This is a genomic window from Streptomyces fildesensis (assembly GCF_016107395.1).
GTDB lineage: Bacteria > Actinomycetota > Actinomycetes > Streptomycetales > Streptomycetaceae > Actinacidiphila > Actinacidiphila fildesensis.
On sequence record NZ_JAAIKO010000006.1, the window covers coordinates 111,982 to 136,727 of the forward strand.

Annotated in this window: 19 protein-coding genes; 6 read left to right on the forward strand and 13 right to left on the reverse strand. The window is 72.0% G+C overall.

The features are described from left to right. The first annotated feature begins 62 nt into the window (after positions 1–62). Positions 63–1,031 (forward strand): NADP-dependent oxidoreductase, encoded by a 969-nt coding sequence (locus C6N31_RS12250; protein WP_138355272.1) that lies wholly within the window; start codon positions 63–65, stop codon positions 1,029–1,031. A 139-nt stretch (positions 1,032–1,170) separates the two neighbouring features. On the opposite strand, the gene C6N31_RS12255 is transcribed toward C6N31_RS12250, so the two are convergent. The 7 genes from C6N31_RS12255 to C6N31_RS12285 form a co-directional block, all read right to left on the reverse strand. Continuing rightward, positions 1,171–1,635: a hypothetical protein gene (locus C6N31_RS12255; RefSeq protein ID WP_138355273.1), complete on the reverse strand. Its 465-nt coding sequence runs from the start codon at positions 1,633–1,635 to the stop codon at positions 1,171–1,173. Positions 1,636–1,869: 234 nt separating this feature from the next. Then, positions 1,870–3,093: an FAD-dependent oxidoreductase gene (locus C6N31_RS12260; protein ID WP_138355274.1), complete on the reverse strand. Its 1,224-nt coding sequence runs from the start codon at positions 3,091–3,093 to the stop codon at positions 1,870–1,872. 247 nt (positions 3,094–3,340) lie between these two features. Next, positions 3,341–4,072, reverse strand: coding sequence for a glycoside hydrolase domain-containing protein (locus C6N31_RS12265; protein ID WP_232485127.1), 732 nt, complete (start codon positions 4,070–4,072; stop codon positions 3,341–3,343). A 379-nt stretch (positions 4,073–4,451) separates the two neighbouring features. Then, a complete protein-coding gene (locus C6N31_RS46895) occupies positions 4,452–4,778 on the reverse strand; it encodes a hypothetical protein (protein ID WP_381587324.1) in 327 nt (108 codons plus the stop codon). Positions 4,779–4,834: 56 nt separating this feature from the next. Further along, positions 4,835–6,436: a ThuA domain-containing protein gene (locus tag C6N31_RS12275; RefSeq protein WP_138355275.1), complete on the reverse strand. Its 1,602-nt coding sequence runs from the start codon at positions 6,434–6,436 to the stop codon at positions 4,835–4,837. 27 nt (positions 6,437–6,463) lie between these two features. Beyond that, the gene (locus C6N31_RS12280; RefSeq protein WP_438817415.1) at positions 6,464–9,697 is read right to left on the reverse strand and encodes a carbohydrate-binding protein; all 3,234 of its coding nucleotides are present in this window, start codon (positions 9,695–9,697) and stop codon (positions 6,464–6,466) included. 238 nt (positions 9,698–9,935) lie between these two features. After that, the gene (locus C6N31_RS12285) at positions 9,936–11,186 is read right to left on the reverse strand and encodes an ROK family transcriptional regulator (RefSeq protein ID WP_198357511.1); all 1,251 of its coding nucleotides are present in this window, start codon (positions 11,184–11,186) and stop codon (positions 9,936–9,938) included. Positions 11,187–11,458: 272 nt separating this feature from the next. On the opposite strand from C6N31_RS12285, the gene C6N31_RS12290 reads away from it, so the two are divergent. From C6N31_RS12290 to C6N31_RS12310, 5 genes are all read left to right on the forward strand, one after another. Next, positions 11,459–12,949: a sugar ABC transporter ATP-binding protein gene (locus tag C6N31_RS12290; protein WP_164298876.1), complete on the forward strand. Its 1,491-nt coding sequence runs from the start codon at positions 11,459–11,461 to the stop codon at positions 12,947–12,949. Continuing rightward, entirely contained in the window at positions 12,946–14,088 is a 1,143-nt protein-coding gene (locus C6N31_RS12295) for an ABC transporter permease (protein WP_198357512.1), read from the forward strand. Before C6N31_RS12290 ends, C6N31_RS12295 begins: the two co-directional genes overlap by 4 nt. A 13-nt stretch (positions 14,089–14,101) precedes the next feature. Beyond that, entirely contained in the window at positions 14,102–15,154 is a 1,053-nt protein-coding gene (locus C6N31_RS12300; RefSeq protein ID WP_138359321.1) for a substrate-binding domain-containing protein, read from the forward strand. Between the two features lie 101 nt (positions 15,155–15,255). Beyond that, positions 15,256–16,437 (forward strand): Gfo/Idh/MocA family protein, encoded by a 1,182-nt coding sequence (locus tag C6N31_RS12305; RefSeq protein ID WP_198357513.1) that lies wholly within the window; start codon positions 15,256–15,258, stop codon positions 16,435–16,437. Between the two features lie 135 nt (positions 16,438–16,572). Next, the gene (locus C6N31_RS12310; protein WP_198357514.1) at positions 16,573–17,580 is read left to right on the forward strand and encodes a sugar phosphate isomerase/epimerase family protein; all 1,008 of its coding nucleotides are present in this window, start codon (positions 16,573–16,575) and stop codon (positions 17,578–17,580) included. A 4-nt stretch (positions 17,581–17,584) separates the two neighbouring features. Here the strand turns inward: C6N31_RS12310 and C6N31_RS12315 are convergent, their stop codons facing one another. The 6 genes from C6N31_RS12315 to C6N31_RS45895 all read right to left on the reverse strand — a co-directional run bounded on the left by C6N31_RS12315 (position 17,585) and on the right by C6N31_RS45895 (position 24,731). Then, on the reverse strand, positions 17,585–18,001 hold the full coding sequence (locus tag C6N31_RS12315; protein WP_198357515.1) for a hypothetical protein: 417 nt from the start codon (positions 17,999–18,001) through the stop codon (positions 17,585–17,587). A 37-nt stretch (positions 18,002–18,038) separates the two neighbouring features. Then, positions 18,039–19,754, reverse strand: coding sequence for a hypothetical protein (locus C6N31_RS12320; protein ID WP_198357516.1), 1,716 nt, complete (start codon positions 19,752–19,754; stop codon positions 18,039–18,041). After that, positions 19,751–20,473 carry an ATP-binding cassette domain-containing protein gene (locus tag C6N31_RS12325; RefSeq protein WP_198357517.1) on the reverse strand — a complete coding sequence of 241 codons (723 nt, stop codon included), beginning with the start codon at positions 20,471–20,473 and terminating at the stop codon, positions 19,751–19,753. Before C6N31_RS12325 ends, C6N31_RS12320 begins: the two co-directional genes overlap by 4 nt. Positions 20,474–20,605: 132 nt before the next feature. Continuing rightward, a complete protein-coding gene (locus C6N31_RS12330; protein ID WP_138359311.1) occupies positions 20,606–22,075 on the reverse strand; it encodes an MFS transporter in 1,470 nt (489 codons plus the stop codon). A 122-nt stretch (positions 22,076–22,197) separates the two neighbouring features. Then, entirely contained in the window at positions 22,198–23,754 is a 1,557-nt protein-coding gene (locus tag C6N31_RS12335) for a sigma-70 family RNA polymerase sigma factor (protein ID WP_198357518.1), read from the reverse strand. A 56-nt stretch (positions 23,755–23,810) separates the two neighbouring features. Then, positions 23,811–24,731: a CAP domain-containing protein gene (locus tag C6N31_RS45895; RefSeq protein WP_307811347.1), complete on the reverse strand. Its 921-nt coding sequence runs from the start codon at positions 24,729–24,731 to the stop codon at positions 23,811–23,813. Positions 24,732–24,746 lie beyond the last annotated feature (15 nt).

The window sequence follows — 24,746 nt, forward strand, 5'->3', positions numbered from 1 at the left end:
ACGATAACCGGTCGGCGCGCTGTGTGCGCGCCGGCCCCACCCCCCCCACCGGGAGCCATCAGATGAACGAGAAGCCGACCATGCGCGCGATCACCCAGGACACCTTCGGCGGCCCGGAGGTGCTGCATCTCACCGAGCTGCCGCGCCCGGAGCCGGTACCGCACGAGGTGCTGGTGCGGGTGCGTGCCGCCGGGGTCAACCCGGTCGACTGGAAGACCCGGGAGGGCGGCGGCATGGCCGGTGCGCTGGGCGCGCCGCCGTTCGTGCTCGGCTGGGACGTCTCCGGCGTCGTGGAGCAGGTGGGGTTCGGCGTGCACACCCTGGAGGTCGGTGACGAGGTGTACGGGATGCCGTCGTTCCCCCGGGAGGCCGGCGCGTACGCCGAGTACGTGACCGCCCCGGCCCGGCACTTCGCCCGCAAGCCCGCCACGCTCGACCACGACCACGCCGCCGCGGTACCGCTCGCCGCGCTGACCGCCTGGCAGGCCCTGACCGTCACCGCCGGAGTCACCGCAGGTCAGCGGGTACTGATCCATGGCGCGGCGGGCGGGGTCGGGCACTTCGCCGTGCAGTTCGCCAAGCATCTGGGAGCGCACGTCACCGGGACCGCCCGCGCGCCGAAGCACGCCTGGCTGCGCGAACTGGGCGCCGACGAACTGGTCGACTACACCGCGGTCCGCTTCGAGGACGTGGTGCGCGACATCGACGTCGTCCTCGACCTGATCGGCGACGAGCACGACCGTACGAGTACCCGCTCGCTGGACAGGCTGCACCCCGGCGGGATCGTCGTCGCCGTCCCGTCGGGTGTCTCACCCGCGCTCATGGAGGCGGCGCGGGATCGCGGAGTGCGGGCCGCGGCGTATCTCGTGGAGCCCGACGGGGCCTCGCTGGCCACGATCGCCGAACTGATCGACAAGGGCGGCGTCACCGTCGAGGTCGAGGACGTCCTGCCGCTGGCGGAGGCCGCCGAGGCGCACCGTCGCGGCGAGCAGGGCCGCACGCGGGGCAAGCTCACCCTCCACGTCGCGTAAAGGGTCGGAAAGGCGTTCAAAGTGAACGTCAACCCTGAGGGATATCAAGGGTTGAGGGGTGGGGCTCCGTGAATCAACCCGGGCCTCTCCCCGCATTCCCGACGGGGAGCCAGAAGGGCCGGTGACGAGGCGGCCTGGATCAGGACGGGTCGTGGTTGACCTCGGAGGCCATCCGCGGGTGGAGCACGCCGGGGTAGAGCCGGGCCTTGGCCACCGGCTCGGCGACGCCGCCCTGCGGCACCATCTCGACGACGCCCCAGGGGCTGTCCGGCAGGAGCACCGGGATCACGTACGAGGCCGAGCAGCCGACGCAGTCGTACTGGTCCTCCCAGACCTCCACGTCGACCAGGCTGCCGGGGTTGCGCGCGACGTGCTTGTGCAGGGCGTGGCAGCGGCCGCACTTCTCGCCGGGCTCGCAGGTGCTGCCGCACGGGCACGGGAGGTCGAGCCGGACGGGGGGCTGCCAACGCTGGACGCGGCACGCCTCCGCCGTCTGCGAGGTGTGGCGCATCGCCAGGATGTTGCGGGCGGCGACGTTGTACGTCTCGCCCGTCGCGGTCATCCGGTCGCGGATGACGTCCTTGCGGGCACGGTTCGTCGTCATACAGTCCTCCAGCGGTTTTCCACGCGGTCCCGCAGAAGGCCGGGAAGACCGGACTGAGGCGATGGCGTGAGTCGATGACCCTTGTCCTCGCCCTCGTGACCCACCAGCGCGGGCCCAGGCTCGGAACAGGCAGACGCGGCTGCCGTCCTCCACGGTACCCGGAATCGGTCACGCCGATTTCCCCCGCCGTGGCGGTGCCACGGCGGGGGACGGGCGGTGGTGGGCCGGCGCCGGTTACGCCGCGGCTCCGTCCGGGTGCGGGACGGCGGTGACCGGGGCGTCCCAGTCGATGCGGTAGCCGGCCTGCCAGGCCGACTTCTCCGGCTTGTTCAACTTCATGACCAGGGGGAGGAGCAGATCCCGCAGCACCCGGCCGACCGGTCCTGCGGCCTTGTTGCTGTTGGTGCGGTTGGCTTCCTTGATGATCCGCTCGACGCGGGGCCTGCGCAGGTCCTCGTAGGCCGCGAACGCCTCCTCGTGCGGCAGGTCACGCAGGCAGCGGGCCAGCTGGACGGCGCTTTCCATGGCGAGCGAGGCGCCCTGTCCCGAACTGGACGAGGCCGCGTGCGCCGCGTCGCCGATCAGCACCATCCGCCCCCGGCTCCAGGCCGGGACCCTCGGCATGTTCTCCATGGGGCCGGCGATCAGCAGGTCGGCGGGGTCGGTCTTCAGCAGCAGGTCCGCAGCGGGGACGCGATCGCCGGTGAACGATCCGGCCAGCACGCGCAGCCACTCCTCGGCGCCGGTCCGCCCGGCTTCGGCCACGGTCATCGGCTCGGGGTGCGGCAGGTTCACGAACCACACACCCGACGAGTCCTCGTGCACCTGGTAGCCGAGGAAGGCGCGCTTGCCGAACATCATGTACATCTTGCCGCCGGTCGGGGGCAGTCCGGTGTTCCTCACCGGGGCGCCGAAGCTGACCAGGCCGCCGTAGTTGGGTTGGGGCGCGTCCGAGTCGATCAGCGAGCGCACCGTGGAGCGGATGCCGTCCGCCCCGATCAGCACATCGGCCGTGGCCGTCGTCCCGTCCGCGAAGTGCGCGGTCACACCGTCGTCGCTCTCCTGCGCGGAGACCAGCCGCTTGCCGTGCACGGTGCGGACACCGCGGCGGGCCGCCTCGTCGTAGAGCACCCGGTACAGATCGGCGCGCCAGACGAACTGCGACGACTCGACGCCGGGCGGGCTGCCGAACTCGCCGAGCCGCTTGCCGTTCCAGCTCTGCAGCACGATGTGCGTGGTGGGCGTGCCGATGGCGCGTACGAGGTCGCCGACTCCGATGACGTCGAGGGCGCCCAGACCGTTGGGCGCCAGGCCCAGCCCGCCTCCCACACCGTCCGCCCTGCTGTCGTAGGCCTCGTACACGGTGGCTTCGATACCGGCTTGGTGCAGGGCGATCGCGGCAACCGGGCCGCCGATGCCGCCGCCGATGACGAGGGCGGTTCGGATGGTGGAGCGCATGACGTGGTCCTTTCCCAGCGGGTTTGTGCGGACACCGCAAGCATCGCATATCCACTAGTTGCAAGTCAACTAGTGGATATGAACCTATGCATCGGTTCATGGTTCACAAGGAGCGCAGGCGAAGCCTTCCCGCTCAAAACGCGAAAACCCCCGCGCCGTCACGGCAGCGGAGGTTTTCGGGCGGAGTTCTTCGGAGGGAGCGTCCGGTCGTCGGGGACCTGGGAGCGGGCACCCTGGTTGCGGCCGGTCAGCCGACCACGGCGACGGGGGCGTCCCAGGCGTTGTGGTCGACGGTGACCGTGGCCCCGCCGAAGGTCTCCTTCTTGTTCACCGCGTACTGGTGGCCGCGGCGGTGGCCGGTCCACAGGGTGGAGGCGAAGGGGAAGCCGGTCGTGGTGTCGGCGTTGTTGTCGTAGCGGGCGTACCAGAGGGCGTTCGGGAGGTCCGCCGTGTGGTTGCCGGCGGCGGTGGCGATCGCGGCGGCACTGGACTGGCTGAACCCGTAGAAACCGGCCCAGTAGCCCTTCGCGTGCGCCGCCCGGTCCCAGGCCTGCACATAGGTCAGCACGGACTGGACGCACGAGGCGTTGCTGATGTCGTACGCCTCCATGTCCAGATAGATCGCACTGCCGGAGCGCATCCCCAGCGCGGACGCCTTCGCGACGGCGTCCGCGCCGTCCGACGTGCCCAGCGAGGCGGCGTTGGCGGCGGTGATCCGCTCGGGGTTGTTGCTCGTCTGGCACGGCGGCTGCGCCCCGACGTACAGCGGGATCAGCTGCCAGCCGGCCGCGTGCACGGACCGTACCCAGGAGTTGGTGAGCTGCGGCTGCGCACAGCCGCGGTTCTTCCCGCCGATGTAGACGGCGGCGGCGCCGTACGGCGAGCTCTTGCGCCAGGCGTTCATGGTGGTCAGGTTCGGGGCGGTGCAGGTGTCGAAGGCCTGACCGGTGAACACCCGCGACGCCGGCAGCTGCACCAGGCTGTTGGACTGCCCCGGCGGCTGCTTGACACCGGAGTGCGTGCCCGCGGCCGTGGTGGCGGCCGGGGTGGCGTGGGCGGACGGGCCGCCCGGGGCTCCGGCCGGCGGCGTGGTGCCTCCGGGGGAGGAGGCACCCGCTGCCGGCTCGGCCGCTCCTGAGGCGGACGGCTTGGCGGTTCCGGCGGTGGAGCCGGTGCCGGTGGCGCCGTCCGGCGCCGTCCCGTCGGCGAGGTTCTTGGACTGCTGCGTGCCGTCGTGCCCCCGCGAGGACACGGCCTCGGCCGCAACGGCGCCGCCGCCCGCGAGCAGGATCAGGCTGGCGACGGACAGCGCTATGTAGCGGCGCTGCTTGGGCTGGCGACGGTTCGGCACGGAGTCCTCAACAGGTGGGCGGGACGGCCCGGATCAGGACCGGCGGTTCGGTGATCGACTGAGTACATATCACTTTCTCCGCCGTGTCACCAAAACCCTGGAGGTCGAGCTGGTATTCGGCGGACCGGTGGGTCGGCACGTAGCCCAGTCCGTCGTCCATGGCGCGGCGCGACGCGGCGAACGTCCCGGCGAGGTCGTCGGGGACGGTTCCGGCCCAGGAGACCAGCCGGCAGCCGGGGTGCGGGCGTTCGGTGAGCGCGGCGAGGTCCGCGCGCTCCAGCGGGAGCCGGGCGTAGGTGAGTGCCAGGACCTTGCGGGGCCGGTGCGTGCGCACTCCCGCCCGCCCGAACCGGTCAGCCGGTCCGGGCAGTCGGCCACCCGGTCGGCCGGTCAGCCGGTCCGGGTCAGCGTGAGGTCGTCGACGTCGAACAGGAATCCGCCGCCGCCGTTGAAGACGAGGAACAGGCCGGTGCCCGCCCTCGGGGTGAGAGACGCGGCGGTATCGGTGAAGGTGTCCCAGCTGCCGGTGACCGGGACGGTGACGGTGCCGAGCAGCGGTCCGGTGGGGGATCCGGCGTGGACGGCGGTGGTGCCGCCGGAGCCCGCCGAGGCGACCCGCAGGGAGATCCGGGTGAGGTGGGAGGTGTCCTCGGCGGCGAAGCCGATCCAGTCGCCGGCCTCGATGTAGCCGGCGGTGCGAGCGCCGTGGGCTCCCGCGTGGTCGGCGGCCTGGACTCCGTTCTGGCTGGTCCAGTTCTCGGCCTGGAGCGTGGTCGTGGTGGGGGCCGTCGAGCCGGGGGTGAGGGTGATGTCGTCGACGTCGAACAGCGCGCCCTGGCCTCCGGAGTAGGTCAGGTACAGGCCCGGTGCGGTGCCGGACGTCAGGGGCGTCGACACGTTCGTGAACGTCTCCCAACTCCCGGTCACCGGCACGGCGACGGAACCGAGGAGCGGACCCGTGGCGGAACCGGAGTGGAATCCGATGGTGCCGCCCGCGCCCGCGGAGGCGACCCGCACCGTCACCGTCGAAGCGGTCCGCGGGTCGAGGGCGGCGTAGCCGCTCCAGTCACCGTTGTCGATGTAGCCGGCGGTCGCTCCGCCGTGCGCCGCCGCGTGCGCGGCGGCCTGGACCCCGCTCTGGCTGCTCCAGGCCTCCCCTTGCACGGTGGTGCCGACGGGGGTGCCGATGGGGTTGTCGCAGGCGGAGCTGACGGCTCCCGCGACGGTGCGGATGCCGCCCAGGACCAGCGTGGTGAACGCGGGATCGGCCCAGCTCTCCTGGGTGTGGCCCATGCCGGTGTACCAGGCGCGTCCGCCGTCGTAGGGGTGGCACCAGGTGTTGGGATGGTCGCCGCCCATGGTGCCGCCGGAGTAGCTGCTCTCGTCGAGCGCGGTCAGGACGTGCACCTGCGCCCGGGGGTTGGCGCGGTAGTTGTACCACTCGTCGGTGCGGGTCCAGCGGGCCGGAAGGTGCGCGGTGGCCGGGTCGGTGCGGTCCTCGACGGCGACGGCGGCCTGCTGGATGGCGGGATGCGAGTCGAAGTACGCCCCGACCAGGCTTCCGTACCAGGGCCAGTCGTACTCGGTGTCGGCCGCGGCGTGCACTCCCGCGTAGCCGCCGCCCGAGCGGATGTACTGCTCGAACGCGGACTGCTGGGCGGCGTCGAGGACGTCCCCGGTGGTGCTGAGCCAGATCACCGCCTGGTACTGGCCGAGGTTGGCGGTGGTGAAGGCGGCGCTGTCCTCGGTGGCGTCGACACCGAAGCCGTTGTCCTGGCCGAGTTTCTGGATGGCGGCGATCCCGGCCGGTATGGAGTCGTGCCGGAAGCCGGCGGTCTTGGAGAAGACCAGCACCTTGAAGGCCGGAGCGGCCTGGGCGGAGCAGGTCAGGGCGAAGGGGGCGAGCAGGCCGAGCAGCGCGGCGGCCAGGGCCGGCAGCAGCGGCCGGCGGGGCGCGCCGTGCGTGCGGCGGAACCGGATGGATGGGTACATGGAGTGCCTTTCCGCAAGATAGGTGAGTCAGGCGCTGCGGGTGAGGGTGAAGTCGTCCACGTCGAAGAGGTAGTCGCTGCCGCCGGTGAAGGTCAGGCAGAGCGTCGTGGCGGGGTTGGCGGTGAGCGTCGTGGAGACGTCGGCGAAGGTCTCCCAGCCGCCGGTGCCGGTGACGGCCACGGTGCCCAGGACCGTTCCGGTGGCCGATCCGGCCCGGATCTGGAGGGTGCCGCCGGCTCCGGCGGAGGCGACCCGGGCGCTGAAACCGGTGACCTTGGACAGGTCGGTGCCGGCGTACGTTGCCCAGTCGCCGCTGTTGATGTAGCCGGCGGTCTTCCCGCCGTGCGCGGCCGCGTGGTCGGCGGGCTGCAGTCCGCCGGTGGCGGTCCAGCTCTCCGCCTGGGTGACGGTGGTGAGGGCGGCACCGTTGGTGACGGTGAAGTCGTCGACATCGAAGAGCGAACCGCCGGTGCCGCCGTGGAAGACCAGGAAGAGCCCGCTCGTCGTGGAGGGGGTCAGTGGGAACGTCAGGCTGGTGTAGTTCTCCCAGCCGCCGGTGACGGGGACGGTGACACTGCCGAGCAGCGGTCCGGTGGCCGATCCGGCACGGGCTTCGAGGGTGCCGCCGATGCCGCCGGAGGCGACCCGTACGGTCAGCCCGTTGGCATGTGTGAGGTCGGTTCCGCCGTATCCTGCCCAGTCGTTGTTGTCGATGTAGCCGAGGGTCTGGCCGCCGTGCGCGGTGGCGTGCGGGGCGATCTGCACGCCGGCGGAACTGGTGAACGCCTCACCCTGGACGGCGCCCGGCACCGTGCCGGACCCGCCGAACGTGAACTGGTCGAGGTCGTAGAGGTTCCCCGTACCGCCCTTGAACACCCAGTACAGGGTGTGGGTGCCGGTCGGGGCGGTGACGGTTCCGGTGACGTCGGTGAAGGTGTTCCAGTCGCCGGTGACCGGGACCGTGGCGGATCCGATGAGCGTGCCGGTGGGGGAGTCGGCCCGCAGTTCGAGGGTGCCGCCGGAGCCGGCCGAGGAGGCGCGGGCGGTGAAGGTGGTGATGCCGGCCAGGTTGTAGGGGGTGAACGAGATCCAGTCGCCGTTCTCGATGTAGCCGACGGTCGTGCCGCCCCCGGCCGCGTCATGGCCGGCGGGCTGGACGCCGCTGGAGCCGGTGTAGTACTCGGCCTGCTTGGTCGCGGTGGGTGTGACGTTGGTGGCGGTGCCGGTCAGCGCGGGCTGGCCGTTCGCGCCGTTGTCGGTGTACGAGGCGCGCCAGACGCCGAACAGGTTGGCGGAGCCTGCGTGTTCACCGTCGACGACGGTCTGGATGGTGCCCGAGCAGCCGGTCGCGTCGGTCATGGCATGCGCGTGGCTGTCGTGCCCGAGCAGGTACTGGACCTGCACCCGGGAGCAGTCGACGGCGCTGTCCTCGGCGTCGGTGACGGTGACCCGGAAGGGGACGGCGTCGCCGAAGTGGAAGATCTGGCCGTTGGCGGGCGCGGTGACGGTCAGCACCGGCGCGGTGTTGCCGACGGTGACCGTGACGCTCGCGGTGCCGGTCAGCCCGTGGGTGTCGGTGACGGTGAGCTTCGCCGGGTACTGGCCGTTGGCGGCGTAGGTGTGCGACGGGTCCGCGGCGGTGGAGTCGGTGCTGCCGTTGCCGTCGAAGTCCCAGGCGTAGGTGAGCGCGTCGCCGTCGGGGTCGGTGGTGCCGGCGGAGGAGAAGGTGACCGCGAGTGGCGCCCGGCCCGAGGACGGGGTGGCGGCGGCCTGGGCGACGGGTGCGCGGCCGCCGGCGCCGATCGCCTCGATGCGGTACAGCCCGGAGAAGGAGTCGCCGTCACCGAAGCCGGTGCCGTAGTCCAGGACGTACAGGGCGCCGTCCGGGCCGAAGGCCATGTCCATCACCTGGGTGCCGGTCCAGGGGAAGTCGGTGATGGTGCCCGCGCTGCCGTCCGCGTTGACCTGCACGTCCTTGATCCAGCGGCGGCCGAACTCGCCGATGAAGGCATGCCCGTCGTAGGACTGCGGGAACTTCACCGAGGAGGAGAGGTTCGGGTCGTAGTGGTAGACCGGGCCGCCCATGGGTGACTCGCTGCCGCAGCCGAACTGGGCGACGCTGCAGTCGTCGTACTTGATCCAGGACGACCGGGCGGCCGGCAGCTTGCTGATGCCGGTGTTGTTGGGCGAGCTGTTGACGGGGCCGCCCGCGCAGTCGAACTTCGCGCCCGAGGTGCTGGTGCCGAAGTCGAAGGCGTTGTACGTCTCGTTGGTGGCGTTGGTGCCGGTGCAGTACGGCCATCCGTAGAAGCCGGGCGAGGTCACCCGGTCGAACTCGACCTGGCCGCCCGGTCCCCGGGTGGCGTTCAGCGCGCCGGCGTCGGGCCCGTAGTCGCCGATGTAGACGGTGCCGGTGGGGCGGTCGACGCTCATACGGAACGGGTTGCGGAAGCCCATCGCGTAGATCTCGGGCCGGGTCTTCGCCGTGCCCGGCGCGAACAGGTTCCCGGCCGGGACGGTGTAGGTCCCGTTGGCCTCGGGGTGGATGCGCAGCAGCTTGCCGCGCAGGTCGTTGCTGTTGGCGGCGGAGCGCTGGGCGTCGTAGGCGGGATTGCGTGACGCGCGGGTGTCCAGCGGGCTGTAGCCGTCGGAGGAGAAGGGGTTGGAGTCGTCGCCGGTGGTCATGAAGAGGTTGCCCGCGGCGTCGAAGTCCAGGTCGCCGCCGACGTGGCAGCACATGCCGCGGTTGGTGGCGATCTGCAGGAGCTGCTTCTCGCTGGCCGGGTCGATGGTGTTGTCGGCCCGCAGGGTGAAGCGGGAGAGCTGGTTGTGCCCGGCGAAGGGTGCGAAGTCGGCGGCGGTCCCGTCGGAGGGGGCGTCGGCCGCCGGGGTGTTCAGGACGGGGGAGTAGTAGACGTAGATCCAGTGGTTGGTGGCGACGGCCGGGTCGGTGGTGATGCCCTGGATGCCCTCCTCGTCATGGGTGTAGACGGGCAGCGTGCCCGCGACGGACGTGGTGCCGCCGGCGTCGGTCTTGAAGATGGTGCCGCGCCGGTCGGTGTGCAGGACCGTGCGGTCGGGGAGCACCGCCAGGCTCATCGGCTCGCCGGTCTGCGCGGTGCCCCGCGCGAGCTGGACCTGCTGGAAGGCGGCCGCGGCGGCTGCGGCGTCCGGGTGCGGGCCGTCGTGCGCGGCCGCCGGGGTGATGGCTCCGGTGGCGCCCAGCAGGAGCAGCGCCGAGGCGAGGAGAGCGGTGAACAGGGTGCGGAACCGGACGCGGCGTGGACGTGGACGTCTCGCGGGCCTTGCGGGTAGGAGGCTTGCGGGCAGGACTGAACGCACGGGGTTCCCCTTCCAGGGCAGCGCGAAGCCGCCTTGCGGAAAGGACGCCCCGCCGAGGCGTCCGGTGACCGGTCCTCCTGAACTCTCAGGAGGCGTTCGTTAGTTGAGGGGAGAAAGTAAGTGGGCCGGGAGCAGTCGTCAAGAGGTCCCGCACCGGTTATCGGTGCGCCGCGGAGCCGCTGCGCGGCAGCGGGAGCCGCGCGGTGTCGATGGCGTCGATGATCGACGACGCTCCGCCCCTGGCCGCCGCGGTGAAGCCGAGCGTGGACAGTGCGACCTGGCAGCCGCCGAGGTTCGGCGCGATGGTGTGCGCGGCGAGCGTCCGCCGGGCGGGCGGCATGATCCAGGGCGCCAGCGTCACGAAGTAGCCGCCGAGGATGAGGGCCTGAGGGTTGAACAGATTGAGCAGGATCGCCGATCCGCGGCCCAGCCACTCGCCGACCCGGACCAGCGCGGCGGTCGTCCGCGCGTCGCCGGCCTCGGCCCGGCGGGCCACCTCGGCGACCTTCGCGGCCAGGTCGGTCAGCGGCTGCGCCGTACTGCCGGCCAGGTCCGGAGCCGCCTGCTGGATGATCGAGCCGATGCCGACCAGCGCTTCGAAGCAGCCTCTGCGGCCGCAACCGCACAGCGGACCGTCCTGCATCAGCGTGATGTGCCCGACCTCGCCGCCGTACCCCGAAGAGCCGCGCATCAGCGCGCCGTTGATGATCACGCCGCCGCCCACGCCGACCTCGCCGGTCAGATAGACGAGGTTCTGGGTGTGCGCCAGGGCACCGCGCCGGTACTCGCCGACCGCCCCGAGGTTGGCGTCGTTGTCCAGCGACAGGGCGACGCTGCTGTCGTCGAGTTGCTCCCGGAAGCGGTCGACGAGCGGGAACTCGTGCCAGCCGAGGTTCGGCGCCTCGGCCACCTCGCCGTCGGAGGTGCCGATCAGACCGGGGACCGCGATGGTGATGCCGAGCACCTCGCGGTGCTGGCGTGCCATCTCGCCCATCGCCCGGCGGGCCAGGTCGGCCAGTCGGACGACACAGCCCTCGGCGCCCAACTCGGCTGCCTGGACCGGCTCGTGCCAGGTCAGGACGTCGCGTTCGGCCAGGTCGACCATGACCGCCGACAGATAGTCGACGTTCACCTCCAGGCCGAGCGCGGTGAAACGCCGGCCGTCGAGGGTGAGCATGACGGCGGGCCGGCCGATCCGCCGCTCCTCGCTCGCCCCCACTTCGACGACGATGCCACGGGTGATCAGCTCGGCGACGATGTTGGAGATGGTGGCCTTGTTCAGCCCGGTACCGGCGGCCACTTCGGCCCGCGAACACGGTGCTTCGCGGCGGATGAAGCGCAGGACGACGGCGAGATTGGTCTCCCGGACATCGATGAAGTCGACAGCTCCGCTGCTGACGGGCCGCATGGCACACCCCTTTGTGCGAAGCATTGACAGTCGTTAGTCGCGACCACAAACTAAGTCGCACCGCACCGGGGCGTCAAGGTTCCGACTGCCCCTCACGTCACCTTAATCGACCGGTAATCGCAGGTCACAGAGGTGCGCCAGGACCGGTGCCGCTCCGCCGCACAGCCGCACACGTACCGCCGCTCAGCACCACAGCCGCTTACGTACCGCCGCTTTCTGGCGCCACCGAGGAGGTCCCCGTGACCGCCACCGCAGATCCACCCCTGCTCGCGATGCGGGGAATCGTCAAGGAGTTCCCGGGCGTCCGCGCCCTGGACGGGGTGGACCTCGAGGTCCGCGCCGGCGAAGTGCACTGTCTGCTGGGGCAGAACGGGGCCGGCAAGTCCACGCTGATCAAGGTGCTGTCCGGCGCTCACCACCCCGACGCGGGCGAACTGCTGTGGCAGGGCGAGCCGGTACGGCTCTCCCACCCCACCGCCGCCATGCGGCTCGGCGTCGCCACCATCTATCAGGAACTCGACCTCGTGCCCGGCCTCAGCGTGGCCGAGAACATCTTCCTCGGCCATGAACCGGCTTCCTTCGGTGTCACCCGGCGCGGCGAGATGCACCGCAACGCCCGTGAACTGCTCGGACGCCTCGGCCACGCCGAGATCCCGCCGTGGAAGCCGGTCGGCCAACTGCCCGCGGCGGCGCAGCAGGTCGTCAGCATGGCCCGCGCGCTGTCGCACGACGCCCGGCTGATCGTGATGGACGAACCCTCCGCCGCCCTCGCGCACGACGAGGTCACCAACCTCTTCCGGATCATCCGCGAGCTCGCCGCCACCGGGGTGGCCGTCGTCTACATCTCGCACCGGCTGGAGGAGATCCGCGAGATCGGCGACCGCATCACCGTCCTCAAGGACGGCCGCACCCGGGCCGTCGGACTGCCCGCCCGCACCACCCCGACCGCCGACGTGGTCGCCCTGATGACCGGCCGCGCCGTGGAGCACACCTTCCCGCGCCGGCCCGCGCCGGGAATGCGCAAGGGCGGTCCCGAAGTGCTGCGCGTCGAGGGGCTGTCGGTGGCGGGCCGCGTCCACGACGTCTCGTTCAGCGTCCGGGCCGGCGAGATCGTCGGGATCGCGGGGCTGGTGGGCTCCGGCCGCTCCGAGATCCTGGAGGGGATCTACGGCGCCCGTACCCCGCTGGCCGGCCGCGTCCTGCTCGGCGGTGCGCCCCTGCGCCCCGGCAGCACCACGGCGGCCGTCCGCCGGGGCATGGGCTTCGCCCCGGAAGAACGCAAGTCGCAGGCGCTCCTCATGTTGGAGAGCGTCGGACGCAACATCACCGTCGCCTCGCTCAGCCGCTACACCCGCTACGGCTGGTTCGACCGCCGCCGCGAATCGGCCGACGCGGCCCAGCAGATCGCCGCCGTACAGCTGCGCCCCGACGATCCGGAGCGGCCGGTACGCACCCTGTCGGGCGGCAACCAGCAGAAGGCGGTGCTGGCCCGCTGGCTGCTGCGCCGCTGCAAGGTGCTGCTGCTGGACGAACCGACCCGGGGCGTCGACGTCGGCGCCCGCAGCGAGCTGTACGCGCAGATGAGAGCGCTGGCCGACGCGGGTCTCGCGATCGTGCTGGTGTCCAGCGAGGTGCCGGAGGTACTCGGTCTGGCCGACCGGATCCTCGTGCTCCGCGAAGGCCGGGTGATCCACGCCTGTGACGCGGTGGACATCGACGAACACGGGGTCCTCGACCTGGTGATGGAAGGAAGCGCGCTATGAGCGACACACCACACGCCCCCGCCCCGGGCCTCTCCGCTCCCGCCGACATCCCCACCGCCGTTCCCGAGGCGGACGAGCACCGCCGGGTGGAGGAGCTCGCCGCGCACGCCGCCAAGGAGGGCGTACGCACCGGGCCGTTCGCCTCCCTGGGCGGGATCGGCGGGCTCGGGGGACGCGGCGGGGGATCCGGCGGCGGCCGGGGCGCCGGCGCGCTGCGGCATCTGGCGCTGGTGATCGCCCTCGGCATCCTGTGCGGCATCGGGGCCGTCACCAAGGGCAGCAGCTTCGCGACCACCAGCAACATGGTGCTGATCCTCAGCCTCGCCGCGGTGATCGGGGTGGTCACCGTCGGGATGACGTTCGTCATCATCGGCGGCGGCATCGACCTGTCGGTCGGCGCGCTGATCGCGCTCGCGTCGGTGTGGTCGACCACCACCGGCAGCCAGGCCCAGGGCCCGGCCGTCATGATCTTCACCTCCGTACTGGTCGGCACGCTCTGCGGGTTGCTGAACGGTCTGCTGATCGCCTACGGGCGGCTGGTCGCGTTCATCGTGACGCTGGCGACGATGGTCGCCACCCGCGGTCTGGCCGAACAGCTCTCCGACCGCAAGTCGCAGATCGTCACCGCGGACACGTTCCTGTCCATCGCCGAGACCCGCTGGCTGGGCATGCCGCTGCTGGTCTACATCTTCGCCGCGGTCGTCGTGCTGGGCTGGCTGGTGCTGAACCGCACCACGTTCGGCCGCCGCACCTTCGCCGTCGGCGGCAACCCGGAGGCCGCCCGGCTGGCGGGCATCAACGTCCGGCTGCACACCTGTCTGCTCTACGTGGTCTCCGGTTTCTGCTGCGGAATCGCCGCCGTGATGCTCACCGCGCAGGCCAACACCGGTGCGAGCACCCACGGCATGCTCTACGAACTCAACGCCATCGCCGCGGTCGTCGTCGGCGGGACGCTGCTGACCGGCGGCTTCGGCTCCGTGCTCGGCTCGATCCTCGGCGTCCTGGTCTTCACGACCATCACCGACCTGTTCATCCTCAACAACCTCACCACCCCCATCCAGGAGATCGCCCAGGGCGCGATCATCATCGCCGTCCTGCTCATCCAGCGCTGGGGCCGTGGCCGGTCCGTCACCACCTGATTCGGAGACCGATATGAGCACCAGCTTGGACCGCAGACACGTCCTCTTCGGCGGGGCGGCGATCGGCGCGGGCGCCCTCCTCACCGGATGCACCAACAGCAGCGACAACGACAAGAGCGCCCCGCAGGTGAAGGCCGGCGCGTCCTCGTCGGGAGCGACCGCGGGCAAGGCGGTCACCATCGGGTTCTCGGCCCCGGCCGCCGACCACGGCTGGACCGCCGCGATCACCATCAACGCCAAGGCACAGGCCCAGCAGTACTCCGACGTCACCCTCAAGGCGACCGAGGGCACCAACGACGTCGCCGCGCAGATCCAGCAGGTGCAGTCGCTGATCGACGCCAAGGTGGACGCGCTCGTCATCCTGCCCTTCGACGGCAAGGCCCTCACCGAGATCGCCAAGAAGGCGATGGCGTCCGGTATTCCGGTGATCAACCTGGACCGGATCTTCGCCAGCGGACTGGCCTACCGGACCTGGATCGGCGGCGACAACTACGGCATGGGCGTGAACGCAGGCAACTTCATCGCCCGCCGGATGAAGGCGGCGGGCAAGAGCGACCCGGTCATCGTCGAGGTCGCCGGGATCGACAACCTCGAACTCACCCAGCAGCGCAGCAAGGGCTTCAAGGACGCGCTGGCCGCCAACGGGCTGCGGCTGGCGGCCCGGCAGGCCGCCGACTTCACCGCCGCCACCGGCCAGCGGGTCACCGCGCAGCTGCTGCAGGCCACTCCGAAGATCGACGCGATGTGGAACCACGACGACGACCAGGGGATCGGCGTGCTCGCGGCGATCAAGCAGGCGCAGCGCGACAAGGAGTTCGTCGTGGTCGGGGGCGCCGGATCCCGCAAGGCCATGGAGTCGATCAAGGCCGACGACAGCCCGGTGAAGGCCACCGTGCTCTACAGCCCGAGCATGGCGTCGTCCTCGATCACCGTGGCCCGGCTCATCGCCCAGGGCCATGGCATGGCCGACCTCGTCGAGCACGAGGTACCGGCCTCGGTCACCACCTTCTCGGCGGTGGTGACGAAGGAGAACGTCGACCAGTACATGGCCGTCGGCTTCTCGTAACCACCCGGCCGGACGGCGGCACGGCCGTTCCGGAAACGAACGACGGAAACGAACGACGGAAACGAACGACGGAAACGAACGACGGAAAGGGATCGACGACGATGTCCCCAGCACAGCCACCGGCCCTCGGCGTCGGCCTGGTCGGGTACTCCTTCATGGGGCGCGCCCACTCCCAGGCCTGGCGGTCCGTGGGCGCGTTCTTCGAGCTGCCTCGCCGCCCCGCGATGGTGGCCGTCGCCGGCCGGTCGGGTCCCGATGTGGCGCGCGCAGCGGAACAGCTCGGCTGGGCCGAGGCCGTCACCGATGTGAAGGAGCTGCTGGTCCGCGACGACATCCACGTCCTGGACATCTGCACTCCCGGCGACAGTCATGCCGAGCTGGCCGTCGCCGCGCTGGAGGCCGGCAAGCACGTGCTGTGCGAGAAGCCGCTCGCCAACACCGTCGCCGAGGCCGAGGCGATGACGGCGGCCGCCGAACGGGCCGCCGCCCGCGGTGTCCGCTCCATGGTCGGCTTCAACTACCGGCGGGTGCCGGCCATCGCGCTCGCCCGCCGGCTGGTGGCCGACGGCAGACTGGGGCGGATCCGGCACATCCGCGCCCAGTACCTCCAGGACTGGATCACCGATCCGCTGTTCCCGCTGGTGTGGCGGCTGCAGAAGGAACGGGCGGGCTCCGGCGCCCTCGGCGACATCGGCGCGCACATCATCGACCTGGCGCAGTTCGTCGGCGGCTCCCGGATCACCGGCGTCTCGGCGGTGACCGAGACCTTCGTCAAGGAACGCCCGCTCGCCGGCACCTCGGACGGGCTCACCCCGGGAGCGGCGGCCGGCGGGACGGGTCCGGTGACGGTCGACGACGCCGCCCTGTTCACCGCGCGCACCGCGGCCGGCGCGCTCGCCTCGTTCGAGGCCACCCGGTTCGCCGCGGGCCGTAAGAACGCCCTGCGGATCGAACTCAACGGATCCGAGGGGTCACTGGCCTTCGACTTCGAGTCGATGAACGACCTCTGGTTCCACGACCACACCGAGAACGCGCGGACCGCCGGTTTCCGCCGCATCCTCGTCACCGAACCCGACCACCCCTACGCCGGCGCCTGGTGGCCGCCCGGCCATCTCCTGGGCTACGAGCACAGCTTCACCCATGAGATCCGGGACTTCGTGCAGGCGATCGGGGACGGTTCCGATCCCGCACCGTCGTTCGCCGACGGACTGCAGGTGCAGCGGGTGCTGGCCGCCGTCGAGGCCAGCGCGCGCGACGACAGCCGGTGGACACCGGTCGGCTGACCCAGGACCTCGTTCGACCGCCCCCCTCAGCGCGGGGTGGTGGCTCCTGCCGCCGACAGGCGCCGCCGCCCCGCTTTCCACCGGCCGTCCGACAGCCGACGACCGGACCGACCCGCTTCCCGCCGGAGGACCGCCATGCCCCGTCCCGTCACCCTCTTCACCGGCCAGTGGGCGGACCTGCCCTTCGAGGAGGTCTGCGCGCTCGCCTCCGGCTGGGGATACGACGGCCTGGAGATCGCCTGCTGGGGCGACCACTTCGAGGTCGACCGCGCGCTCGCCGACAGCAGTTACGTACCGCGGCGGCTGGAGATTCTGGAGAAGCACCACCTCAAGGTGTGGGCGATCTCCACACACCTCGTCGGCCAGGCCGTCTGCGACCACCCCATTGACCAGCGCCACCAAGACATCCTCCCGGCCCGCATCTGGGCCGACGGCGACGGCGAAGGGGTACGCCGCCGTGCGGCGCAGGAGTTGAAGGACACCGCCCGCGCCGCCGCACTGCTGGGCGTCGACACCGTGGTCGGATTCACCGGCTCGTCGATCTGGCACACCGTCGCCATGTTCCCGCCCGCGCCCGCCGCCATGATCGAAGCGGGCTACCAGGACTTCGCCGACCGCTGGAACCCGATCCTCGACGTCTTCGACACCGAGGGCGTCCGGTTCGCCCACGAGGTGCACCCGTCGGAGATCGCCTACGACTACTACACGACGGTCCGCGCGCTGGAGGCCATCGGCCACCGGCCCGCGTTCGGTCTCAACTGGGACCCCTCGCACTTCGTCTGGCAGGACCTCGACCCGGTGAACTTCATCCTCGACTTCGCCGACCGGATCTACCACGTCGACTGCAAGGACGCCAAGGTCCGCACCGGGGACGGGCGGCGCGGCAGGCTCTCCTCGCACCTCCCGTGGTCCGACCTCCGGCGCGGCTGGGACTTCATCTCCACCGGGCACGGCGACGTGCCCTGGGAGGACAGTTTCCGGGCGCTGAACGCCATCGGCTACACCGGACCGCTCAGCGTCGAATGGGAGGACGCGGGCATGGACCGGCTGTTCGGTGCCCCCGAAGCGCTGGCCTTCGTGCGCCGCCTGGCGGCGATCGAACCCCCCGCCGCCTCGTTCGACGCGGCGTTCTCCGCGAAGTGAACGCTCAGCGGGAGCCGGGCGACGGCAGCAGCAGGTAGGCACCGCCGGTGCCGTCGACGTGCACGACATGTGCGCCGACCCGGACGACCTGGCCCGGTCCTGCCCGCCAGGCGCCGCACGGGCCGCCGCCGTCCGGGAGAGGTCCCCAGATCTCCCGGAAGGTGCTGCCGTCGGGGTTGGTGCCGGTCTCGGTCAGGTTCTCGCCGTCCGGCCTGAGCGTGCCGGTGTCGTCGCCGGCCTCGCCCACGTCATGGTGGAAGCGGACCTGCTCACCGTCGTACGAGGTACGGCCGGCGAAACCGCGGCTGTCCGCGTAGTACGCGCCGGCCTGCAACCACACCACATGGTGGTCCTCGCGCAGCGGTCCGCCGTCGCGGCTGATTCCGGCGCGCAGCCACGCGCCGCGGGTGGGAACGTTCATGCCGCCCAGCCTGCCCGACGCGGTACCACCCCGTCGGTCATGCGAGGAGCTTGCCGGCCCGCGCGTACGCCCACTGCAGCAGACCCGCGGTGACGGCCGCGCTCACACACACCGTGAGGAGGAGATGCTCAGCCGTCGGTGTGTGCAGGGCGAGCACGAAGGGAACGATCAGCGCGGCGATCGCCACCAGCGGTCCCGACAGGTACCAGGCCAGGAAGAGCACCGGGCCGACGCTGCCGGTCGGACTCTGCGCGGGCGACAGCAGCAGATGCTGCTTGGACACACCCCGGCAGGCGTTCACCAGGCCGGCGGCGACGAACGCCGGCACCACGGCCGGCGCCAGCGCGACGCGCACCCCGCCGCCGAGCAGCACCACGCAGACCCCCGCGACCAGGGCGAACACCAGCCCCAGGACCACGGGCACGATGGTGTGCCGCAGCATGAGGCCGCCGTACGGGTACGGGGACCACGAACCGCGCCGGGTGTCGTCGGTCTCCAGCCGGGCCGGTTCCAGAAGCTGTGCGACGGCCCAGTAGCCGAAGACCAGTGCGGCGGCCGTGGCAGCGACGCCCCCGGCGTGCCGTGAGTCGGCGGCCACGACCGCGCTCAGGACCGCGAGCACGGACAGCAGAACGGAACGCCCGATCCGGCCGGGGGCGTGGATCAGCGCGAGCGCGTCGCGCCACGGCACGGCCAGGGCCGCGTGGCGCGGGGCGGGCAGCTGCAGCCGCGCGGGGCGCGGCGTCCCGGAGGCGCCCGCGGCGACCTGGCGGGCGGTGCGCAGTTCCACCGTCTGCAAAGCGGCCAGCACACCGGTCGTGGTGCGGGACCGCTGCCGCACGGTGGCCAGCGGTAGCGAACCCACCGCCCGCCGCGCCAGCTCGATCGCCGCCGCCGTGACGGCCAGCGCCAGCAGCGCCGCGACCGGACCGCCCGGCACGGCTGCCGGGGTCGGCGACAGGGCGGCGATACCGCTCCAGCCCCACGGCCCCGACCACAGCTCGATCCGTTCCAGCCAGGTCACCCGGTGACCTGCCGCCGCCAGCGCGCTCTGCGCGGCGAGGGCCAGTACGAGGAGACCCGCGTACGGGGTCGCGGTCCGCACCCACCGGGCCACGGACTCGCGGGCTTCGACGGCCACGGCGAGCGCGGTGGCGAGCAGCGGTACGCACACGCCGCCGACCCCGCACCAGGCGAAGGCGGCCGCGAGCCCGGTCTTGACCGTCAGTCCCAGCGTCACCATGCCGATCACGGAGGCCAGCAGCCCGACCGAGAGCGACACCCCGCAGGACACCCAGAACCACGGCAGCAGGATGCGGGAGATCCGCACCGGCTGGGTCAGCAGCCAGTCCGCGGTGTCGCGTGGCGGCACCACCGGTCCCCGCCACAGCGCGTCGCGCGCGGCGACCAGTAGCGCGCCGAGTGCCAGCGCGCAGACCCCCGACGGGACGGCGGCGAGGATCGCCGCGCCGTGCACGGTGTAGTCCGCGCCCATGGAGCTCTTGATGAACAGACTGAAGCCGGGGAGCACACCCCACACGACCAGGATCAGCAGGACGCAGTAGACCGCGAAGCCGACCTGGCCGGCCCGCTTGCGGCGGTGCGGGGAGCGCAGATTGCGCAACAGCAGCAGCGCCTCGGCGGTCCAGTCGTCCTCCTCCTCGTCCCAGGAGGCGTCCCGCTCATCGTCGAGGCCGCCGTCGGCTCCGTCGTTTCCGGCCTGTTCCCCGGTGTGCCGTGTCGTCGTACTCACCGGGCCGCGCCCGCGACGCCGGTCTGCCACGTGGTGTCGGCCGCGTCGTCGGAGAGCACCTCATCGGGTGTGCCGTCGGCGACCAGCTTGCCCTCGCGCAGCACCAGCACCCGGTCCGCGACCGCGCGCGCCAGCTCGGCGTGGTGGGTGACCAGCAGGACGCCCACCCCGTCGGCCGCCTCCGCGGCGATCAGGTCGGCCAGCCGCCGCCGCGCGTCGGGGTCGAGCCGCTGCTCGGGCTCGTCCAGCAGCAGCAGATCCCGCGGCCGCACGAGCGCGGACGCCAGCAGCAGCGACTGCAGCTGCCCGGAGGAGAGGCCCGAGGGCAGCGACCTGGCGTGCTCGCTCAGCAGCCGGTCGGCGAGTACGTGATCGATCCACGCGTCCGCCCCCTCCACCCCGTGCGCGACGGCGACGAGCTGCAGGTGCTGGCGCACGGTGAGGTCCGGGTAGCACGCCACGGTGTCCCCGACCACCGCCACCCGGGCCCGCACCCGGGCGGCGTTCTCCGTCATGGGCCGGCCGTCGAAGGTGACCTTGCCCTTGGTGGGCTTGTCCCGCCCGGCGGCGATCCGCAGCAGTGTGGACTTCCCCGACCCGTTGTGGCCGAGCAGCGCGACGCACTGGCCGCCGTCCAGCGAGAGGTCCACCGGATGCAGCACCGTGCGCTTTCCGTAGGAGCGGCTCACGCCGGTGAGTTGCAGTAGCGGTGCGCCCATCGGCCGTGCTCCTCAGAACGTGTCCTTCACCTTGCTGAGGCGAACGGTATCCGAACACGAAGGTGTCTCCCGCAGCGACGGGGGCGCTGCGGGAGACACCCGTCCGGTTGCCGGGCGTACACCAAGGGGGTGTCAGTCCTCCCGATGGTGCGTCCGGCTCGGGAGCAGGAAGGCTGACGCGAAGGCCGCGGTCAGCAGCCCGGCCGCGATCCAGAAGGTCACCTGCATGGCCCCGTCGAATCCTCCGGTGCCCCCGTGGGTGAGGCAGCTCAGGAAGACCGTGCCCAGAGCTGCCACCCCGATACTGTTGCCCACCTGCTGGAAGGCGTTCAGCAGTCCGGAGGCCGAGCCGGTCTCCTTGATGGCCACGCTCCCGATGGCGATGTTGTAGTAGGGCGTCAGTACGCCGCCCATACCCAGTCCGATCACCAGCAGCGCCGGCAGCAGCTGCCACGCTGTCACCGTTTGATCGCTGGAGTGGATGTTGGCGACGACGACGGTCAGGGCCACCGCCCCGACGGCCAGGGCCCCCAGCCCCGCCTGCAGGGTCGCCCGGTCACCCCACCGGCGCACCAGCACCGCTCCGGCGAGGGCCGCACCGATGGCCGAGCCGAGTGTCCAGGGCATCATCACCAGCCCGGCGTCCAGGGCCGAGAACCCGTGGCCGAGCTGCAGCTGAACGATGAGCGCGAACATCATGCCGCTCAGCGCCACGTAGTACAGCATGCCCAGCAGCAGCGCGACGACGAACCGCATGTTGTTGAACAGCCCGAGTTCCACGAGCGGGGTGCGCCCTGCCGCGGCACGGCGCCGCTGGTGCATCCCGAAGACGACGAGCACGGGTAGTGCGGCGGCCATGCTGATGAAGCACCAGGCGGGCCAGCCCTTGTCGCGTCCCTGCATCAGGGGGTAGGCGAGCAGGAGCATCGCCGCCGCCGCCAGCGCCGTACCCACTCCGTCCAGCCGGCGCGATCGGCCTCGGTCGGTGGGGCCGGTGCCGGGGATGAGTTTGATCCCGCCGATGACCGCGGCGAGACCGATCGGTGCGTTGACGAAGAACACCGCGCGCCAGCCCAGGCCGAACAGGTCGCCACTGGCCAGAGCGCCGCCCAGGATGGGTCCGATGATCGCCGCCATACCCACGACCGGGCCCATCATGCCGATCGCCTTCGGGAGTTCACGCCCCGGGAACAGCTCCCGCATGATGCCGAGGCCCTGCGGGACCATGATGGCGACGAAGAACCCCTGCAGGCTGCGCATCCCGATGAGCATGTCGGTGTTCACGGAGAGTCCGGCGACCACCGACGCGACGGTGAAGCCGGCGGTGCCGACCAGGAACACCCGCTTGAGGCCGAAGATGTCGCCCATCCGCCCCCCGGTGATCAGCATCGTGGCGAAGGCGAGGGTGTAGCCGGCGGTCATCCACTGGAGATCGGAGTAGCTGCCGTGCAGTCCGGTGCGGATCGTCGGGCCGGCGGTGCTGACCATCATGGAGTCGAGCAGGTCCATGCAGTGGGTGGCCAGGACCGCGGCCAGCGCGTACCAGCGCAGGCGGTGCCTTGCCGGGACGGCGGTGGTGGTGGCCTCCGCGACGACAGCCATGAGGGATCCCTTCGAAGAACTGCGCAGGCAACTGCGAGCAGGGTTCCCCGAAGCGCTCCAGCATCGCTTGAGACTCCCGGACCGCCGAAGCGATCAGGCCCGGATGCGGTCCGGGCCGGACGTCAGTGGGCGGCGAAGTCCTGGGTCCACCAAGGGCCGCCGGAACCGAGGTGGGCGCCCACTCCGATGTGCGTGAACTGGCAGTTGAGGATGTTGTCCCGGTGTGCGGCATCGCTCATCCAGTCGGCGACGGCACGGGAGGCGGTCGACGGGCCGCGGTCGATGTTCTCGCCCCATCTGCTCCACGTGTAGCCCGCGGCGGTGATCCTCGCGTCCGGGCCCACCCCCTCCGGGGTGTCGTGCTCGTAGTAGCCACGGGCGGCCATGTCGTCGGAGTGTGCCTGTGCCGCCGCATGCAGCTTCGCGTCCGCGCGCACCGGGCGGCAGCCGTGCAGCGCCCGCTGCGCGTTGACCAGCTCGGTGACCTGCTGTTCGAGGGTGGGCCGGGGACGGGCGGGCGGCGCCGCGGGCTTGGTGGTCGGAGCCGGCGTCGCGGTCGGCGTCGGAGATAGGGGGGCGGGCGCGGTGGTCACGGGTGCGGTGGCCGCCAGGGAGGGCGCGGCAGCCGGCGCGGGGGACGCCTGACCGGGTCCCCACCGCAGCGCGGCCACCACCGCTGTGCCCGTCACCAGCAGCACGCCGGCGACGACGGCTGGCGTACGGGGCCGCCGGGAGCGCGGCGGTTTTCCGCGCGAGCCCGAGCCGCGTGAGCCTCCCGAGCCGCCACCGGAGCGGTGCGAACCGCCGGAGCCGTGCGCACCGGCGGGACCATGGGCACCGCTTGAACCACCCGAGCCGTGTGCTGCGAGCGGTGAGCCGGTCGGGGCCACCGGCAGGCCGGCCGGGGAGCCGAGGCCGGGGGAGTGGAGGACGGGCACCAGGCTGAGCCGGGCGAGCAGCCCCTCGGCCGGTACCAGGTCGGCGGCGCGCCCGGAGCAGTCCGGGCAGTCGCGGGCGTGCCGGGCGATGCGCTTGCGCCACAGCGCGGACGGTATCTGGTCCCAGGGCGCGACGAGGTAGCCCAGCTCGGGGCAGCGCGGTACGGCGGCCAGCGCCCGCACCACGAGCCGGCCGGTCTCCAGCTGCTCCTTCATCCGCTGGACGCGCACCGCCGCGTGCCGTGCCGGGACCCCGAGCCCGGCGGCCAGCTCCTCGCGGGTGATGACGTCGGCCGCCTCCAGCCACCACAGGGACAGCAGCTCCCGGTCGTCGGCGTCGAGCCAGCGGGTGGCCTCGGCCACCTCCCGGCGCTGCCCGGACAGGCCGAGCCGCCAGATCGTCAGGTCGGTGAAGTCGGCCGTCGGGTCGGCGATCTCCCGCGCCTGGTCGAGCCCATCGGCGCGGGGCGTACCGCTCGCCGACCGCAGCCGGCGGACCTGGTTCATGGCGATGGCGACGAGCCAGGAGCGGAAGGCCGCCGGATCGCGGAGGTCGGGCAGGGAGCTCAGGACGCGCAGCATCGTCTCCTGCACGACGTCGTCGACATCGGCATGCCCGTCCAGCGCCCGGCCCACGATGTTGTAGACCAGCGGCAGATACGCCGCGACCAGCTCCTCGCGGGCCCCTTCGTCCCCGGCCCTGGCGGCCGCCACCAGCGCGGCCCCGCTGTCCCGCTCCACGTCCGACCGCTCCCGTCCACCGTCTCGTGCCGTGTTGCCCCGCACCGTCCGTGACCTCAGGAGGCCGCGCCGAAGTCCTGGGTCCACCAGGGACCGTTCGCACTCATGTTGATGCCGACGCCGATCTCTTTGAAGGCGCAGTTGAGGATGTTGTCACGGTGTCCCGGGCTCTTCATCCAGCCGTCCATCGCGGTTTGGGCGTCCTTGGGGCTCTTGTAGATGTTTTCGCCCCATGTGCTCCAGTGGTAGCCGGCGGCCGTCATCCGCGCGCCCGGCCCGACGCCCTCAGGGGTGTCGTGCTCGTAGTAGTTGCGGGCGGCCATGTCATCGGAGTGCGCCTGGGCCGCGGCCTGGAGCTTCGCGTTGACGGTGACGGGTTTGCAGCCCTGTCGGGCGCGTTCGGTGTTGACCATGTCCACGACCTGCTGCGCGTACCGGGCGGTGGTTCCGCCGCCGGACAGCGTGCCCGAGGAGGGTGCCTTACGGGAGCCGACGCCCGTGCCGGTCCCCCCGGTGCCGGTGCCCGTTCCGGTGGTGTGCGGCACGGTGGTGGCCGGGTGGGTGCCCGGCCGCTGCGCGGAGGGGGTCGCCGTGGCGGAGGCGCTGTGGGAAGGGGTGGCGGGGGCCGCGGATCCCGTGGCGGCCGAGGCGCCGCCCGGGGTGCCGGCCGGATCGGGGGCGTCCGTGACCGGCGCGGGTCCGGCGGCCGCACGCGTCTCGTCGGTCCGGTCCGTCGTCGACTGGACCACGGTGTACCCGCCGCCCGCGACGGCTATGAGCGCGGCGGCGCCACCGACGGTCGCCGCCCACCGCGAGCGGCGCCCCCGGTGCTGCCCGCTCCGCCCGCTGTGCCGCCCGGCGCTGCGGCCCCGCCCGGCGGCCGAATGCGTGCCCCGGCCGTCCGGGCGCTGCTGGTACGGGGCGCTGCTCGCGCCCGGTTCCGGGGTGGACGTCGGGGGCTGGGTCTCACGGTTCACGCGGCTTCACTTTCC

What these genes read in the sequence shown, in the direction of transcription:
- C6N31_RS12250 (WP_138355272.1), top strand. Translation starts at nt 63, where the DNA reads ATGAACGAGAAGCCGACCATGCGCGCGATCACCCAGGACACCTTCGGC.
- C6N31_RS12255 (WP_138355273.1), bottom strand. Translation starts at nt 1,635, where the DNA reads ATGACGACGAACCGTGCCCGCAAGGACGTCATCCGCGACCGGATGACC.
- C6N31_RS12260 (WP_138355274.1), bottom strand. Translation starts at nt 3,093, where the DNA reads ATGCGCTCCACCATCCGAACCGCCCTCGTCATCGGCGGCGGCATCGGC.
- C6N31_RS12275 (WP_138355275.1), bottom strand. Translation starts at nt 6,436, where the DNA reads ATGTACCCATCCATCCGGTTCCGCCGCACGCACGGCGCGCCCCGCCGG.
- C6N31_RS12285 (WP_198357511.1), bottom strand. Translation starts at nt 11,186, where the DNA reads ATGCGGCCCGTCAGCAGCGGAGCTGTCGACTTCATCGATGTCCGGGAG.
- C6N31_RS12290 (WP_164298876.1), top strand. Translation starts at nt 11,459, where the DNA reads ATGCGGGGAATCGTCAAGGAGTTCCCGGGCGTCCGCGCCCTGGACGGG.
- C6N31_RS12295 (WP_198357512.1), top strand. Translation starts at nt 12,946, where the DNA reads ATGAGCGACACACCACACGCCCCCGCCCCGGGCCTCTCCGCTCCCGCC.
- C6N31_RS12300 (WP_138359321.1), top strand. Translation starts at nt 14,102, where the DNA reads ATGAGCACCAGCTTGGACCGCAGACACGTCCTCTTCGGCGGGGCGGCG.
- C6N31_RS12305 (WP_198357513.1), top strand. Translation starts at nt 15,256, where the DNA reads ATGTCCCCAGCACAGCCACCGGCCCTCGGCGTCGGCCTGGTCGGGTAC.
- C6N31_RS12310 (WP_198357514.1), top strand. Translation starts at nt 16,573, where the DNA reads ATGCCCCGTCCCGTCACCCTCTTCACCGGCCAGTGGGCGGACCTGCCC.
- C6N31_RS12315 (WP_198357515.1), bottom strand. Translation starts at nt 18,001, where the DNA reads ATGAACGTTCCCACCCGCGGCGCGTGGCTGCGCGCCGGAATCAGCCGC.
- C6N31_RS12325 (WP_198357517.1), bottom strand. Translation starts at nt 20,473, where the DNA reads ATGGGCGCACCGCTACTGCAACTCACCGGCGTGAGCCGCTCCTACGGA.
- C6N31_RS12330 (WP_138359311.1), bottom strand. Translation starts at nt 22,075, where the DNA reads ATGGCTGTCGTCGCGGAGGCCACCACCACCGCCGTCCCGGCAAGGCAC.